Raw genomic sequence first — 17,071 nt, forward strand, 5'->3', positions numbered from 1 at the left:
TTTTCGTTCGCCAGGATATTTTGCTATAAAAATATGGGCTTGTCATAGAGCCGGGGAGGAATAAATAAGGAATTTAGCTGTCGGTCTATTGTTGTCGGTTGTACTCGGCATTATTATTCAGGCATTGTTCGCTCTTCCGGTATTGTATTACGTCCCTTTGATGGTGATCGCTTTTGTCATGTCTGTCTGGAAATACCATTTTCTTTGCGTGGCGGTGTTTGCCCTGGCGGCCTTGAACCTGGAGTACAACCGCTCCGTGGATATAGCACTGACAGAAAGGGATATGGAATATTCTGGTGTCGTGCTCGCTGAGGAAAGTTATGAACATTATACAAGGCTCTTCATCCGCGTGGACAGGGTACTCTTTTCTTCTGATACCGTATTTTGCGCTTTTCCAGTGGAATACTACGCTCATGAACATGGTCAGTTCCTCGGCAAGCGAGTCACGGTCAAAGGTAAGGTCAGGGGAGCAAAACGCATTTACAGACCTGCTGTTTTAACCGGTGAGATCATTGAGTCAATTGGCCGTGAACATATTTTTGGAGTCGTTTTCAGCCCAATCAGGAAATATATCGACCGGCTGCTCAGTGGTTTCTTTGATCTTGAACGGTACAGCATAGCCAGTGGTTTGACATTGGGTGGTAGCGGGCGATTGAGCAGGGAATTGAAGGATGTTTTCAGCAGGGCGGGAACATTGCATATCCTTGCGGTGTCCGGTTTACATGTCGGTTTTGTGGGAGCTTTTTTTGGTGCCGTGTTGCTTTTCATACCATTAGATTACCGGGCGAAATTCATCATCGTGATATGCGCACTGTTCATGTATGCAGGTGTGACAGGATTTCGTCCCAGCGTGTGCCGAGCGACGCTCATGGCATTCCTGTTTGGCCTGGCTTTGGTGTCGCAGAGAAATGTCGACAGCATGCATATCGTCAACATAACGGCAACTGTATTCCTGCTGGTCAACCCAGTGCTGCTATTCGATGTAGGCGCTCAGCTCTCATTTGCTGCGGTCTATGGCATATTGTATTTGTATCCAATACTTGAGGATAATTTTATCAAGAAAACACACACGCGATTTCTAAAGGGTGTGCTCAGGATGATGGCAGTGTCGTTCTCCGCACAGCTTTTTGTCGGGCCTTTGCTCATCTACTATTTCAACAGGTTACCAGTCTACGCTGTCGTCGCGAATCTGCTTATCGTCCCGCTCGCATCAGCAATAATCTTCATGCTATTTCTTTGCTTCACGATCGGCTGGATATCCTTTACCTTTGCGAGGATAATCGCATTACCAGCAGGCATTCTCATTGATGTTCTGACTATACTTTCAAATTTCTTTGCAGGCCTTCGTTTCTCTGCACTGAAACTCAACATTACGCCGCTGGTGATCTTTCCACTCTACCTGCTGGCGTGGAAGAGGATCAGAAAACTTATGCTGTGGTCTGTAATGGTTCTTGTCCTTCTCCTTTCAGTTGCGTGGTCAGTTGATTGTCTGATCGTTTGTGCATCGCCGCGTGGGATTTTTATCGCGATGCCCGATGACACAAGAATCTACATTACCGACAGGGTGTCTGCTGCACAGCGTGCATTTCTGCAGAAGCATGGTGTCGATGCCGTGGATTATCTCGTTGCCGGGTCAAGGAGTCATCCAGTGAAAAGAGATTTCGTCGAGTGGCCAGAAGATCTGCATTTTCTCGGATTCGAATGCGGTGATCTGGAGATCGCCATCTACGAGCGATTGCAGATAAAATACCGTGGGTGTAAGATGGAATATTCACGGTCTTTCTTTGATGAACAACCCGATGATGGAAAAATCAGGTATATTTTGTCCAATGGGAAGGTCTGCCATGTTGTTGAGGGTTCATTGTATAATACGATCTTCGAGCAAATGATCGTTGATTTGCGTACAGCTGTCGCCCGGATCAGATTACTTTTTTGTATTTAGACACGCGGAATCGAACAGGTCAGTCGTATTGAAGAATCAGATCATCCAAGACTGCCCACTGCTTTTTCAACCGCTTCGAGTATTTCGCACGATTTGACGAGTCCTTTCATCTTGTTGTGATCGTCATACAAAGGACGGTCTTCTTCAAGGTGCTCGACGTGCTTGCGTATCGTTTTCTTTGCAGTTACGACACCTTTACCGGGTATGAAATCACGGAAATCGAGCGCCTGCGCTGCTGCCATGAATTCAATACCCAGTATCCCGTACGCATTGTCAATGATCTGAGCATTCTTGAGCGCCGTGTTCATGCCCATCGAAACGAAATCCTCCTGATCTGCTGCTGCGGGTATCGACATCGTTGCTGCCGGGGCCGAAAGTATGCGTTGTTCGACAATGAGCGTATCCGCGGTGTATTGACTCAGCATCAATCCCGAGAACATGCCGGCTCCTTTGGTCAGGAACGCGGGCAAGCCGACGCTCAGGTTCGGGTTGGTCATCCGATTCAATCGTCTCTCCGAGAGCACACACACCATGGTCACCGCCGTACCTACCATCTCCATTGGAAGTGATACCGGGGTGCCCTGAAAATTGGCGCCGGTGATCGTCAGTTTATATTCAGGAAAAAATACCGGATTATCACCGACCCCGTTGAGTTCGATCTCGACCTGTTTCTTCGCGTGAGCGACCGCATCGTGTGCCGCACCGATGACTTGAGGTGAGGATCGCATCGAATAGGCATCCTGGACCTTCATCTTGTGCTTGCCGGTAAGGAGGTCACTGCCTTCTATGCATTTCATGATTGCCCGGGCTGATCTGACAGCACCGGCAAAGCCGCGCGCTTCGTGCAACCTGCTATCATAAGGTTTCAGATTCGCAAGCAGTGCCTCGAGCGTCATGGCACAGGCGATCTCCGCTTGCTTTAACCATCGATTGATATCGAAGATCTGCAGCGCGCTGATCGCGGTGAGAAGGTTGGAACCATTTATGCAAGACAAACCATCGCGCGCCTGCAATCCAGGGATTTCTATGCCCGCTTTCTCCATTGCGACCTTTCCGGGCAGACGTTCACCCCTGTAAAACGCCTCGCCTTCTCCCATCAGAAGCAATGCGATCTGTGACATTGGGGCGAGATCACCGCATGCGCCGACCGAACCTTTCTGGCACACCACCGGCGTTACCCCTTTGTTCAGCATTTCTGCATACGTAAGGGGTATTTCAGGCCGGCATCCGGATTTACCTTTGCTCATGACGTTTATTCGACTGGCCATGGCGCCTCTGACGTGCTCGATTGGAGCCGGGTCACCGATGCCTGCAGCGTGATTGTATATCAAATACCTCTGGAATTGTTTGACCTGTTCATCGCTGAGCACAACCTCGGACAGTTCACCTATGCCAGTATTGATGCCGTACATGATCTCCTTTGCTTTGATCTTTTCTTCGATCAGGACGCGGCATTCTTTGACCTTATCGAGTGACCCGGGTGCGATTTGGACCTTTTCATTGTTCCGGGCAATATCAACAAGTTTTTCGATCGTTAAATGCTCACCATCCAACACGATTGCCATAAATTCTCCTTTTTATCTAAATAACACAGCCGGTAGAATGAATTTGATTAATTTCACAGGATGATAGATACTAACCAGAATCTACTAAAAGTCAACCGTCGCGAGATGATGCCCGGCTGCGGTTCCGGGTAATCGTTGTTTCTTTGTTCGGTGCGTGTCGCGGTGGTCTTGTGGTGCATGCTTGACGTGGATTTCTCTGACCACTATACTTTACGGTGCATTGCAGGTTATGCAAAAACGAGCGAAAAATATCCAGAACGATGCCTTATTGTTCGTGTTGTATACGCGATAGGTTTGAAGAAATAGAATTGAGTATTCTAAGAATACATGGTAACACAAGAAAACCTTATGCACTACCACGTGCGGTCCCTGATTGTGACACCGGTATCAGATGTCAGTTATGCGTTAATGAGTGTAGTATTGCAGAAGGTGAATTCGGATATTGCGGTGTGCGGCAGAACGTAGCCGGTAGGATCGTCGGTCCGGACAAGAACTGGGCGTATGCTGATTGGTATCACGATCCCCTGCCGACCAATTGCGTTGCTGATTGGGTATGTAAAGGAAGCAGAGACCATGGTTATACCAACCTGGCAGTCTTCTATGAATCGTGCACTTTCAATTGTCTTTTCTGCCAGAACTGGCATTACCGTGACCGTAAGACAAGGACCACGACCGAAGATCTGTTGCGGGCAGCTGATGCTACGACCAGCTGCGTGTGTTTTTTTGGCGGAGACCCGACGCCCTTTGCCATGCATAGTCTGGAGGCAGCAAAACAGCTTAAAGAAAGAACGAGAAAACTCCGGATTTGCTGGGAGACCAATGGTTCGATTTCTCCTGATTTGATGGAGAAATGGGTGGATTGTGCGCTCGCTACTGATGGCTGTATTAAGATCGATTTCAAGACGTTCAACGAGAATCTGAATATCGCGCTGTGCGGAGTATCGAATAAGAATACAAGGAAGAATATCGAACTGGTCGCTCGCTATATTGGGGCGAGAGAAAAACTTCCAATTCTCATTGTAAGCACACTGCTGATACCGGGCCATATCGATGAGGCCGAACTCAGTTCCATGGCGAAGTTCATCGCTTCAGTCAATAAGGACATACCATGGTCTTTTCTCGGATTCTACCCGCATTTTCGGTTTAATGATCTGCCTTGCACCTCACACAAACAGGCTGAGATGGCGCTGTCTATTGCCAGAGACTACGGGATCAATAATACGCATCTGGGCAATGTTCATCTTTTGCAGTGACATTGTGGACAAGTGATCTAGTGGTCTACATGACCATCACTGTAATCTTATGTCCGCATCACTGTCCCGCTGCGCGGGGATCCTCGAATTACTTTGAGTTAAATACAGAACGCGAAAATTCGGGATAATCGATATACGAAGTGTAAGCCTGTTCCCATTGATTGTTACGGTATTTAGAGTATACTGAATCCATAAACAAATGAAGAAGATATCAAGGAATTTTCTGGCGGTGTTCTTCAGTGATGGCATAACGCGCATCATCGGGTTTGCGGCGACTGTTTACATAGCGCGGCTGCTCGCAGTTGAAGGATTTGGTCTGATAAATTTCGGACTGGCGTTTATCAGTTACGCACTTCTATTTGCCAACCCAGGGTTGACAGTGATCGGCGCTCGCGAGGTCGCAAAGGATGCAAGTGACCGCCGTTACATCGAGGAGATTCTGGGTTTGCGTCTGTTCCTGGCTGCTGTCATTTTCATAATTTTCTTCGCAGGTACGTTTCTCATTTCTGATGAAAGCATGACCAAGCAGGTCATTCTTCTCTATTCAGTGACATTGTTCCCTTTTGCCGTGCTGTTGGAGTTCGTATTTCAAGGTAGGGAAGAGATGGCATATATTGGCGTCAGCCGTATTCTCCAGTATGCCGTATATCTGATAGGGCTCCTTATCTTTGTGAAAAGCACTCGTGATATTCTGTTCGTCCCGTTCTCATTCGTCCTCGGTTATGCAGCATCTGCATTATTTTTGTTTGTCATTTATGTCAGAAAATACCGGTCATTCAGGTTCCGTTTTTCTTTTTCGCAATGGCGCGTGATCCTGACGGCGTCAATCCCGGTTGGCCTGGCGATTATCTTTAATCAGGTAACGATAAGCCTGCCGCCGATCGTCCTCGGTCTGTTCAAGACGAATTATGATGTCGGTATTTTCAGTGCGGCATACAAAGTAGTCTTTACATTGTTGATAATTGAAAGAGTATTCTACTATGTTTTCTTCCCGGTACTTTCGAGACAGTACGCCGAGAACCCGGAAAAACTGAAGAGTAATTTCTCTTTTCTAACCAGGTTCCTCTTCGCGCTCACCATTCCACTCTCGCTGGGAGGATTAATGCTTGCGCCAGGTATTATCCATATCATCTTTGGTCAGGCATTTCATGATGCCTCGAATGTTCTGCGCGTTCTGCTCTTGTATTTCATGATCGTGCCAATTAATACGATCTACGGTTACGGGTTGATAGCAATAGATAGAGAGAAACAATTTTTCAGGATTATCACAATAACGGCCGTCATCAGCGCGGTACTAATATTTCTGCTGGGATTGAAATTCGGATTCTATGGCGCGGCACTTGCGTTGTTGATCAGCGAGTCTCTTAGCATCTTTCTAATGCACCGGGCGTTGAAGAGGGTCGTCCCGTTTGAAAGTATAAGGTACGCTCTGAAACCTCTGGGTGCATCAATAGTGATGGTCGTTGTTTTGTATCTGGTCCAACCGTGGCATTTATTTACAGCGATCATAGCCGGTATCTGTGCTTACCTTGCAGTTTTCTATCTGATCCGGGGATTCTCGGTGCAGGATTTGAAAAACATCAGGCACATGTTCCGCATCGGGTGAGCACGGTTGTTTACAGCATTTGAATGCAAGAGGGCTGCCATAGGCAGCCCTCTTGCTGAAGATCTTTGCTACCAATTCTACTGAATTGTACTGCTGACCAATTCCTTGGTGAATTCAGTTGTTACTGCTGTTGTCGGTATGCTCATGATATGTCTGACAATACCGACACCATCGGCAAACCAGTTATCCTGGGTCTGCCCGAGTGACGTGTATCTGATATCCCAACAGTCTGCATATGTGCCGGCCGGGACAGTAACGTCGTCCTGCCCGATCACTTCGGCAGTGAGCGTATCGGTCGTATCCGCATACACGGTCCACGTGTTACCGTCTACGATGGGTAAGACCAGGCTCGTATCCGGCTCAGTATCTGCGACGTCATTATATATCAGCACATGATCTCCGGTCGATTGAATATAAGTGGTATCAACAGAGTTCGTCATGGTAGTATCATCCCACAGCATGGTCGTAACCTGCTCCAGTACGTCGATGTTGCTGTTCAGGGTCGTTTCGCGCGTGATCTCGGTCGTTGATGTGCCGGTATATTGAATCGTATCACTGGTCATGATCAACCTGTATACAACGTCATAATTCCACACGTTCCCGACCGCAAGCGGGAAGTAGTGTTCGCCATTATTATCACTCTCGCCGTTGCAGCTGAATATTAATGTCACTAATGGCAGTAACCAGATCAGTTTTTTCACATTGTCTCCTTTCGTTGTAGTATGTGAATGCTAAATATACAAAGAAATATGAGATAGTCAAGAGGTATTACTCTGTGCAGAGCATTCGCATACGTGTATGAAATACAGAATATAGCATTGTCTGTGCACTTCGTTGTGCTCTTGTGTTGCCCGTTATCTTCGGTTGAAATATGTCAGTTCTTTCAAAAATTCGCTTGTTGAACTGACCGATTGATGTTCAATAAGACCGACGTCAATTGCAAACCAGCTGTGGCCCGTAGCATTCAGTCCTGTATATTCGACGTGCCAGCATTCGGTGAACGTGCCGGCGGGAAGGGTGACATCCTCTAAACCAACTGCCTCGCCGGTCATATCTCCCCACGGTTCGGTACGCACGGTCCAGGTATTTCCGAGAACCAGCGGTAATACCAGCAGTGTGTCGGGCTCTGAATCATTCAGGTCACTGTAGAACAGAACATTGCCATCCTTTTCTTGAAGATATGAGGTATCAAGCCAGGCAGTCGTCGACGTGTCATCCCAGGTGGTTGATGTGACTTGTTCATACAGCAGACCATGGGGTGAAGAGACTTCAGCAGTGATCGTGGAGGTTTGTACGCCGGTGTTTATGATCGTATCGGTCTGGGTTACAGCATATTCCCACTGAAGCCCGACCGCCAGTGGATGATAGTCATCGATATCTTCCTCGGCACCACAGCTAATGATCAAGATCGCGGCCGGTATCAACAACAGATTTTTCTTCATAATGATTCCTCCCGTTCTTTCAGAAGACCAGTATAAAACTATGTCACAAGTTGTCAACCGTGTTGACTTTGCCAAATAAATATATATAATAAAATACTGGGGTGTTTTACGGCCCTTTTTTTGAACAATTTCAGATTGTTTGACCACAAACAAATACAAGAAACAGGAGGATTTGTGAAGAAGTATCAAAATCTAGTTAACGGCAAATTGATGGATTCCAAATCAGGCCGCACATTTGAAAACCGCAATCCTGCGAACTGGGATGAAGTAGTTGGAGTATTTCCAAAATCAAATGTCGAGGACCTGAATCTGGCTATTGCCGCAGCAAAGAAGGCGTATAAGAAATGGCGCGCAGTACCATGGCCAAAACGGTCAGAGATCATGCGTCGGGCTGCCGATATCATGGTCGAAAAAAAAGAACACGTTTCACAGATCATGACGCGCGAGATGGGGAAGGTAATAAAGGAGACCAGGGGTGATATGCAGGAAGGCATCGACACGGCATTGTATGCCGGGATTGAAGGCAGGAAATACTTTGGTTATACATTACCATCGGAGTTACCTGACAAATCCTGCATGACCAGACGCGACCCAATGGGTGTTTGGGGTCTGATCACGCCCTGGAATTTTCCAATTGCCATACCGTCCTGGAAGATATTTCCCTGTTTATTGAGCGGCAACACGGCTGTCATAAAACCCGCCACCTATACTCCTGCCAGCGTCGGTGAGCTGGCGCAGATCCTGCAGGAAGCAGGGTTGCCAGATGGTGTTCTTAATGTAATATACGGCGGCGGCGGCGAGATCGGGGAGGGTTTATTGAACCACCCGGACATTGCGGGCATTTCATTCACAGGGTCATCAGATATCGGAAGCAGGATCGGTGAGGTTTGCGGCAAGACACTGAAGCGCTGTTCCCTTGAACTGGGCGGCAAGAACGGCCAGGTTGTGCTCAAGGACGCGAATCTCGAGCTCGCCCTTGATGGTGTACTCTGGGGGGCATTTGGCACCACCGGTCAGCGCTGTACCGCAACTTCAAGGCTGATAGTTGAAGAACCCGTGTACGACAAATTCGTTGAGATGCTGAAAGCCCACACCGAGAAGCTCAAGCTCGGGAACGGTTTGAACGAAGACGTCGATGTTGGACCGACCGTTAGCGAATCGCAAAGAGAATCGGTTCACGCGTACGTGGAGATCGGTAAGAAAGAGGGCGCCAAAATGATCACGGGCGGCACGTCATACACTGAAGGAGAATGCGCCAAGGGATGGTTCTACAAACCAACGATATTCATCGATGTCCTGCCAAACATGAGAATCGCGCAGGAAGAGATTTTTGGACCGGTACTTTCGGTAATCAAAGCCAGGAACTTTGAGGATGCAATCGATATACTCAACGGAACTATATACGGTCTTTCATCGAGCATCTACACCAGCGACCTGAACCTTGCACACAAAGCGATCGAACTTGCCGAAACAGGGATCGTTTACATCAATGCGCCGACGATCGGTGCAGAGTGTCATCTTCCGTTTGGTGGCATGAAGAACACGGGAAATGGTCACCGCGAGGGCGGCTGGACCGCTTACGAAATATTTACTGAAATAAAAACCGTGTATATCGACTACTCAAACAGGTTGCAGAAGGCGCAGATCGACACATGGGATTGATAAGAGCAAAGGCAAATATGGTCATGATCAATTCGAAGAAAGACGTTCGCAAGAACAGACGAATGAACGCTGCGAAAAGGAATAACACGAAAAAACCAACTATCTTAACAACTCTGCCCGGTCCAAAGGCGAAGGTGATATTGAACAAAGACCACAAGTTCGTATCGCCGTCCTACACGCGTTCTTACCCTGCGGTGGTGGAGCGCGGCAAGGGTGTATGGGTGACCGATGTCGATGGCAACGTGTTTCTGGATTTTTCTGCCGGCATTGGTGTTGTTTCAACGGGTCATTGTCATCCTGCGGTCGTCAAGGTGATAAGGGACCAGGCAGGAAAACTCCTCCACATGTCCGGAACCGATTTCTACTATCCGAATCAGGCGAACCTGGCTGAGAAACTGGCCGAGATCGTACCCGGGGCGAAGAATAAAAAAGTATTCTTCGGCAATTCGGGGGCCGAGGCAGTGGAGTGTGCCATGAAGCTCGCACGGTATCACAAGAGAAGGGCGAGATACATCGCGTTCACCGGCGCATTTCACGGCCGCACTTTTGGAGCATTGTCATTGACCGCTTCTAAGGCAACACAGCGCAGGTACTTTGCTCCGCTTCTCTCAGGTGTAAGCCACGTCTCCTATGCCTATTGCTATCGCTGTCCCTTTAATCTCCAGTACCCTTCATGTGATGTGGCTTGTGTTAAGCACATCGAGGACGTATTGTTGAAGAAGGTCGTGCCCGCCGAAGAAGTCGCCGCAGTATTTGTGGAGCCGATCCAGGGCGAAGGTGGTTACATAGTGCCGCCGCCAGGGTTCATGCCGGCGCTGCGGGCATTATGCGACAAGTATGAGATTCTGCTCGTTGACGATGAGGTACAGTCGGGAATGGGCAGGACCGGTAAGATGTTTGCGATCGAGCATTTCAATACCAAGGCGGATATTTACTGCATAGCCAAGGGTGTTGCGTCAGGTTTGCCGCTCGGTGCATGTGTTGCGCGATCAGGGATTATGGACTGGGCACCCGGTTCTCATGCTTCGACTTTTGCCGGTAACCCGGTGAGTTGCGCGGCCGCTCTCAAGACGATAGAACTGCTGGAAAATGGTTTGATCGAGAATGCAGCACGGCTCGGTGAGATCGCACTTGCGCGTCTGACCGCGCTAAAAGAACACTATGATTTCATCGGCGATGTGCGCGGCAAGGGTCTGATGATCGGTGTTGAACTGGTGGGTGATGCGATTACCAAGGAGCCGGTAAAGGATCGGCGCAATGCCGTCGTGTATGAAGCTTTCAAGAACGGGCTGTTATTGCTTGGAGCCGGTGAATCGACCGTGCGGTTCATTCCACCGCTTGTTATAAATGAAAATGAGCTGCACATGGGCCTCGAGATATTTGAGCGAGCCCTGAAAAAAGTTTTTGGATTGAGATAAAAAAAAGGGGCCGCTTTGAGCGGCCCTATTTTTTCAATTCTTTTGTTCTTTATTCCGACACCTATGGCACCATCCAGATCCCGAACCAGACTTCCGCAGTATCGGTGTTCTCGAAATACTCATCGACGGCGACGAAGCGCAGCAAGGCCCTGGCTGATTCGTTGGGACCTAGGTAATCACGCGCTGGGCCGAGTGGTACCCATATGTTTTCGAGAATGAATGTGTCGACGACAGAAGGTGAGACAATGCCTTCGATCTTACCGTAGACTGAAATGGGTGGAGTCGAATAAAACACTAAAGTGTCGTCGGCATAGTAATCGATCGTGAATTCCTTTAGATAGCTGTCTATTGAATTTTCGGCTATGAAGTAGATTTCGGCAATTGGTGCGGCAAAAAGTGAGTCACCTTGCCAGGTATACCATGCGACCGGGTTTATCCAGGTGATTTCAATGTCAGGTTTTAACTCCAGCGAATCCTTGGCGTAATCACATGCCATGAAAATCATCGCCAGCAGAATAAGTATCATCAACTTCTTCATTATTCCTCCTTTTCGATTCTGTAAATTTTATACAATATTTCAAATTTGTCAAGTATTAATTTGTTTTGATTGCTCTCGCCCAGCTGGTATTGCCACTGTTATTTTCTGCCGCGCGGATTACGCCTTGATTTTTCTATATCGGGATGGTATTTCTGCACAAAAACATCCTCAAAATCATATACATCTTTGAAATCATCGATGCTGTCCTCGGGTGTCTTGCTGAGGATGTGTTCATTAACCATGTTAATAACTATATTGCCGAAGTCGAGCGTATTTGTCACTCCCCAGTGTTCAAAAACCATCTTTGTCATGGCCCCATAGCGCTTCAGGGCAAGATTCCTGATGCCTTCGAGCAATTGCCGTCCGGTGACATGCCCGCTCAACCCGAGCTCATGGCGTGTGTGATCCAATGCCTCCAGCGCGAATAAATATGCATCGACACTATATCTTGGATCGTTCTTAGCGATTTCTTTGATGTTCTTTTCGCTGCCGTTCATATCCTATAGACGCCTATGAGTCAAACTTGGAAGATGCGCACGAATACTATGGCGCACCGGTCAGAGATCTTCTTGCCGCTTACTAATTCTGCTTGAGGCAGTCCTTGCCGTATGCGTAACCCTTCTCAAAACCCTTGAGATTCAAGGCGAGTGCCCGATCAGGTACTGAACCCGGGATCGCTTTTTTCATTGCTTCATAACTCACGACATCGGTGACTGCCGTGAAGAAACCCAGCATGACGAGGTTGGCAATGATCCTGTTGCCCAGTTCTTCGGCGAAGCGCGTGGCGGGTATTTTGAAGATCTTTATTTTTCCTCGAGGTCTTGGTGTAACGAGGTCTTCGTCAATTATCAGGGTTCCGTCTTCTTTGAGTTCTGACTCGTATTTCTCATATGCCTCACGGGACATGGAGACGAGGATATGGGGTTTTGTGATGTATGGATAGAGTATTCTATCTTCGCTGACAACGAGCTGGGAACTGCAAGCACTACCTCGTGCTTCTGGACCAAAACTCTGGGTCATTGTTGCATTCTTGTTGTCGAAGATCGAGCTTGCCCTTCCGACGATGAAACCGGAACGGATGATGCCCTGTCCGCCTAAACCAGAAAATCTAATCTCATACATTACCCGCCTCCTTGGACTCTGGTTTGGCAGTTATGCCGTACGGTACATAACGGCTGCCGAACACGGAACCGAAACGCTGGTTCATTGCGTCGATGAATGTGGGGCGCTTGCGATCGATGAATTTACCGACGACGATCGGTTTTTGGAAGTCGATGTTAAGTTCTTTTGTATCCGCATTATGTTTGGTTATGCTCTGTTCGTGGTAATATTTCATTATGTCGAGCCCGGAACCCAGCCGGTTCCAGCGTGCATACAGGGTAGAACAAGGAGCGATAACTTCAATGAAGGAGAATCCCGGTTTGTTAAAAGCATCGACAATGGAATTCGTTAGTCGCCTGATGTGCAGAGCGGTCCAGCGTGCTACATATGAAGCACCACAGGAATCCATCAGGAAAGGAAGGTTGAACGGGGGCTCGAAATTACCGTAAGGGCTTGTTGAACAGCGGGCGGTTTCAGGCGTCGTGGCCGCAACCTGGCCGCCGGTCATGCCGTAGATAAAATTGTTCACGCAGATCACGATTAAGTCCATATTGCGCCGAGCCGCATGAATCAGGTGATTACCACCGATGGCAACAAGATCACCGTCACCGGAAAAAACAACGACCTTCAGTTCCGGATTCGCAATTTTCAACCCGGTGGCAAATGGTATTGCACGGCCATGAGTCGTATGGAACGAGTCGAGTTTCACGTAACCGGCCACGCGACCGGTGCAGCCGATTCCCGATACGATCGAGATCTTGTCGAGGTCGAGTTGCGACTTCTCGAGTGCGTTGATGAATGCAGTCACTGCCGTACCGATGCCGCATGCCGGACACCAGATATGCGGGATCCGGTCCATGCGGAGCAGCTGTTCCATCGGGTGGTATTCTGTGGTCTGTTTTTTGGTATCAGATATGTCAACTGCGCTCATTGTAGCGCCTCCTTGATTTTTGCCAGTATGTCCTGGGGATCATGAACCCAACCACCACCATGTGGCGCGAGAATAGTTTTGCACTTTCCGTGCGCACAGCGCTCAACCTCGAGTGCAACCTGGCCGTAGTTCATTTCGACCGTGACCAGTGCCTTGGTTTTCGCGGCGAGCTCTTCAATTCTCTTTTCAGGAAATGGCCAAACAACGATCAATCGCATGAAGCCGACCTTGATCCCCTGCTTTCGAGCAAGAGCGATTGCGCGGTAGGCGACCCGCGAGCTTATTCCGTATGAGATAATGACGACATCGGCGCCATCCGTATTTTCCTCTTCGTAGCGGTAGATCTGGTCGGCATTCTTCTGTATCTTTTCGATGAGCCTTCTGACCAGGACTTCCTGACACTGCCAGTTCATTACCGGATACCCGCGTTCATCGTGCGTCAATCCAGTCACGTGAAAGCGATAGCCGTCACCGGCTTTAACCATGGGTGGAATCATATCGTTATCGGGTTTGAAAGGCAGGTACTTGCTTTTATCCCCCTGATAATATTTTCGTTCCACCAGTTCTATTTGCTCGGCCTTCGGGATGACGACCCTCTCGGTCATGTGGCCGACGCACTCGTCGGCCATGAGAAATGTCGGTACGCGGTATTTCTCGGCCAGGTTGAAACAATCGATCGTGAAATCAAAACACTCCTGCGGCGAATTCGGCGCAAGGGCGATTATTTCATAATCGCCATGCGAACCCCAGCGTACCTGCATCATATCTGCCTGACCGGGCAGGGTGGGCAGACCGGTTGATGGTCCGCCGCGCTGTACATTCACAAGGACACACGGTGTTTCGAGCATTGCCGCGAGGCCGATGTGCTCTTGCATCAACGAGAAACCCGGCCCCGAGGTAACGGTCATAGATTTCTTACCTGCCCAGGCCGCACCGATGATGGCAATGGAAGAAGCCAATTCGTCTTCCATCTGTATGAAAGCACCGCCGCATTCGGGAAAGCGCGCCGCGATTCTTTCGGCAACTTCGGTGGAGGGCGTGATCGGGTATCCGGCAAAGAAACGACAACCAGCGGCGATGGCCCCCTCGGCGCATGCATGATCACCATCGAGATAGTGAGCACCGGTCAAGACGCCTTTTGGATCTGCTTTCATCTTTCTCCTTCCATCATCAGGCTAGAATACATCGATCATTCTTGCCAGTGCTGCCTTACCACGGTAATCGGGTAGTAGAATGGGTGCTCTTCGCGTGGGTTTTATACCTGCTTCCTTCAGCATCTGCACGTATGATTGTAGATGACCGAGCGTCAGTTTTGCCGAGTTCTTGCGGTTCTTTACATACTCTGCGGCATTGATTCCGGCACGGCGCCCGAATACGAGGCAATCAAGCGTGGAATTGCCCATTAATCGGTTCTTGCCGTGCACGCCGCCAGAGACTTCACCGGCTACCCAGAGTCCTTCGACACTCGTCCTTCCCCAGTCATCGGTTTCTACGCCGCCATTTTGATAGTGAAGGGTCGGGAAGACAAGTACAGGATCCTTGCGCATGTCGATGTCGTAGCGCGTGAACATTCTCATCATGCCCGGGAATGCCTTTTCGGTAAAACCGGTTCCGTTCTTTAGCTCAATGAGTGGTGTATCGAGCCAGACGCCCCTGAGCCCGGTGGGTGTTGTTATTCCCTTATCACGCACATAGCATTCTCTGATGAACGAAGCCGCCTCGACGTCCCTTGGTTCCAAGGCGTAGACAAAGGCTTCGCCATCGATGTTTACTGGTTGGGCGCCGCTGCCCCGTAGCTTTTCGGTTAACAGGTGACCAACGATCTGGATGGGATATGCCGCGCCCGTGGGATGGTATTGAACGGCGTCTATGTCGCGCAACTTAGCGCCTGCACGGTAGGCCAGGACAACACCGTCGAAAGTAGCACCGTAGTGATTCGTGGTCGGAAAACCCCTGATATGCAAACGTCCGAAACCGCCGGTGGCGATGATCGTCGACTGTGCCTTTACGATCTTGTATTCTCCCGTTTCCATATTCCAGAGCACGGCACCGGTGACGCGGTTTCCGTCGGTCAGTAACTCAATAACAGGATAATGCTCGAGACAAGGTATTTCCCGGCTTCTGAATTCATCTCGTAGGACACGCAATTCTTCGAGGCCCGTATAATCGCGGCAGGAATGCATACGCTTCCTGGAGATCCCGCCGGCAAGTTTCTCTTCGAGATCGCCGTCTTCCTTGCGGTCGAATATCGCGCCTAGTTCGCAAAGCCATTTCATCACAAGCGGTGCATCCTCAACGAGTGCGCGAACGACGTCGGGTTTATTGGCAAAATGGCCCCCGCCGATCGTGTCCAGGTAGTGTTTATCCGGTGCATCATTTGCGCGGTCGGCAGCTTGTGTACCGCCTTCGGCCATTATCGAATTCGCATCACCGTGCCTGAGTTTGTTGGTGAGAAGAATGTCTCCTATCGGCAATCCCGAGTCGTTTGCCAAGAGAGCAGCTGACGTTCCGGCGAGTCCGCCTCCGACGATCAGAATCTTCGTATCATAATCAGCACGCGATAGGTCAACATCATTTTGTTCGATTAGGGGATAAGCCTCGAGCAGGTCGACAACCTCATTGGAACCACGTTCGCCTTTGTTAGGGCCAACCTTGATTTCTCTTTTGCCGCCGGTAGCGAAATCAGGATGCACCTGCAGTACCTCGTCCCTTTCCTTCATGGTCATTGCTGGCGGTGTGTAGTTGACACGTTTTTCTCTCGTCTTGCTGACCTTCTCGATCAACTTTCTCATGTATTCCGGATAACCGCCGATATATTTAATTTCTGCCATTTTTACCCCTTATTATTCTGGTTCTATATCTCGCTCAGTGTATTTCTTTCTGAGTTCATCATTAGAACATGAGATCATCGTATCGAGTGCCCTTTTGAATTGTCCTTTTCCGATTTCTTCGACCCGCTTACGCAGGTGTTCTGGTACGCCCAGTTCATTACGCCCGTACATCCTCCTGCCCAATTGGCCGACGTGATACTGTACGATCTCAGCTGGACAGCGCATCGCGCAGAGTCCACACTGTATACAGTCGAATGAATCCCTCGCCAGTGCCGGGAAGTCACCGCGCAGGGCTGCCTGTATATAGTCCATAACTTCAAGATCCTGCGGACACGCCTTGGTGCACGTGTTACAGGAAACACAGCGCGCGACTTCAGGGTAATGCTTGATAAGGACTGCGGGTCCGTATGTTTCCTTGTTGAGATCGTAGTTCGCTTTCTCGGCCGGAGTAAAAGGTATCTGGACGAGATACATGCCATCGTCGGCCCTGGTCTGACATGCCATGTCGGTCTGTAGTTTGTAATCACCCTTTTTCCTGAATACAGTAGCGCAGGCGCCACAGAAACCCTGCCGACACCCGACGCTGCGGACGAATTTGTATCCGGCATATTCCATGGCCGCGAGGATTGTGAGATCAGCCGGGACCTTATAACCACGTCCCATTATGTAAATAGTTATCCAATCTTTGATATCTTTAGCGTCAATGCCCGTTGTCGCCGATTTGTTCGCCTCGGCGATCCTGTCCATGATCGGGCTTTTTGTCTCTTCCATGATTTGTTCTC

The 17,071-nt window shown here is 49.2% G+C and carries 15 protein-coding genes; 5 read left to right on the forward strand and 10 right to left on the reverse strand.

Annotation, left to right across the window (positions count from 1 at the left end; translation table 11 throughout):
* The first annotated feature begins 160 nt into the window (after nucleotides 1-160).
* Entirely contained in the window at nucleotides 161-1,942 is a 1,782-nt protein-coding gene (locus OEV79_04060; GenBank protein MDH4210600.1) for a ComEC/Rec2 family competence protein, read from the forward strand.
* A gap of 41 nt (nucleotides 1,943-1,983) precedes the next feature.
* Here OEV79_04060 and OEV79_04065 read toward each other — a convergent pair whose 3' ends face one another.
* Complete coding sequence (locus tag OEV79_04065; protein MDH4210601.1) at nucleotides 1,984-3,507, reverse strand: aromatic amino acid ammonia-lyase; 1,524 nt, start codon at nucleotides 3,505-3,507, stop codon at nucleotides 1,984-1,986.
* A gap of 308 nt (nucleotides 3,508-3,815) precedes the next feature.
* Here OEV79_04065 and OEV79_04070 point away from each other — a divergent pair, with 308 nt between their 5' ends.
* Complete coding sequence (locus OEV79_04070; protein MDH4210602.1) at nucleotides 3,816-4,760, forward strand: radical SAM protein; 945 nt, start codon at nucleotides 3,816-3,818, stop codon at nucleotides 4,758-4,760.
* 199 nt (nucleotides 4,761-4,959) lie between these two features.
* A complete protein-coding gene (locus OEV79_04075; GenBank protein MDH4210603.1) occupies nucleotides 4,960-6,366 on the forward strand; it encodes a flippase in 1,407 nt (468 codons plus the stop codon).
* Nucleotides 6,367-6,443: 77 nt separating this feature from the next.
* Here OEV79_04075 and OEV79_04080 read toward each other — a convergent pair whose 3' ends face one another.
* Nucleotides 6,444-7,067, reverse strand: a complete 624-nt coding sequence (locus OEV79_04080) for a hypothetical protein (protein ID MDH4210604.1) — start codon at nucleotides 7,065-7,067, stop codon at nucleotides 6,444-6,446.
* A gap of 153 nt (nucleotides 7,068-7,220) precedes the next feature.
* Nucleotides 7,221-7,808 (reverse strand): hypothetical protein, encoded by a 588-nt coding sequence (locus tag OEV79_04085; protein ID MDH4210605.1) that lies wholly within the window; start codon nucleotides 7,806-7,808, stop codon nucleotides 7,221-7,223.
* Between the two features lie 210 nt (nucleotides 7,809-8,018).
* Here OEV79_04085 and OEV79_04090 point away from each other — a divergent pair, with 210 nt between their 5' ends.
* Nucleotides 8,019-9,470 carry an aldehyde dehydrogenase family protein gene (locus OEV79_04090; GenBank protein MDH4210606.1) on the forward strand — a complete coding sequence of 484 codons (1,452 nt, stop codon included), beginning with the start codon at nucleotides 8,019-8,021 and terminating at the stop codon, nucleotides 9,468-9,470.
* Between the two features lie 62 nt (nucleotides 9,471-9,532).
* Nucleotides 9,533-10,888: an acetyl ornithine aminotransferase family protein gene (locus OEV79_04095; protein MDH4210607.1), complete on the forward strand. Its 1,356-nt coding sequence runs from the start codon at nucleotides 9,533-9,535 to the stop codon at nucleotides 10,886-10,888.
* Between the two features lie 61 nt (nucleotides 10,889-10,949).
* Here OEV79_04095 and OEV79_04100 read toward each other — a convergent pair whose 3' ends face one another.
* The 7 genes from OEV79_04100 to OEV79_04130 all read right to left on the reverse strand — a co-directional run bounded on the left by OEV79_04100 (nucleotide 10,950) and on the right by OEV79_04130 (nucleotide 17,060).
* Nucleotides 10,950-11,426 carry a hypothetical protein gene (locus OEV79_04100; protein MDH4210608.1) on the reverse strand — a complete coding sequence of 159 codons (477 nt, stop codon included), beginning with the start codon at nucleotides 11,424-11,426 and terminating at the stop codon, nucleotides 10,950-10,952.
* 98 nt (nucleotides 11,427-11,524) lie between these two features.
* On the reverse strand, nucleotides 11,525-11,923 hold the full coding sequence (locus OEV79_04105) for a hypothetical protein (GenBank protein ID MDH4210609.1): 399 nt from the start codon (nucleotides 11,921-11,923) through the stop codon (nucleotides 11,525-11,527).
* A gap of 82 nt (nucleotides 11,924-12,005) precedes the next feature.
* On the reverse strand, nucleotides 12,006-12,548 hold the full coding sequence (locus tag OEV79_04110; GenBank protein ID MDH4210610.1) for a 2-oxoacid:acceptor oxidoreductase family protein: 543 nt from the start codon (nucleotides 12,546-12,548) through the stop codon (nucleotides 12,006-12,008).
* Nucleotides 12,541-13,458, reverse strand: a complete 918-nt coding sequence (locus OEV79_04115; protein MDH4210611.1) for a thiamine pyrophosphate-dependent enzyme — start codon at nucleotides 13,456-13,458, stop codon at nucleotides 12,541-12,543. The genes OEV79_04110 and OEV79_04115 overlap by 8 nt, the downstream gene beginning before the upstream one ends.
* Nucleotides 13,455-14,612 (reverse strand): 2-oxoacid:acceptor oxidoreductase subunit alpha, encoded by a 1,158-nt coding sequence (locus OEV79_04120; protein ID MDH4210612.1) that lies wholly within the window; start codon nucleotides 14,610-14,612, stop codon nucleotides 13,455-13,457. The genes OEV79_04115 and OEV79_04120 overlap by 4 nt, the downstream gene beginning before the upstream one ends.
* A 21-nt stretch (nucleotides 14,613-14,633) precedes the next feature.
* Nucleotides 14,634-16,289 carry an FAD-binding protein gene (locus OEV79_04125; GenBank protein ID MDH4210613.1) on the reverse strand — a complete coding sequence of 552 codons (1,656 nt, stop codon included), beginning with the start codon at nucleotides 16,287-16,289 and terminating at the stop codon, nucleotides 14,634-14,636.
* Between the two features lie 12 nt (nucleotides 16,290-16,301).
* Complete coding sequence (locus OEV79_04130) at nucleotides 16,302-17,060, reverse strand: 4Fe-4S dicluster domain-containing protein (protein MDH4210614.1); 759 nt, start codon at nucleotides 17,058-17,060, stop codon at nucleotides 16,302-16,304.
* Nucleotides 17,061-17,071: the final 11 nt, after the last annotated feature.

Source organism: candidate division WOR-3 bacterium (assembly GCA_029858255.1).
Classification (GTDB): Bacteria; Hydrothermota; Tepidihabitantia; order SM23-42; family SM23-42; genus SM23-42.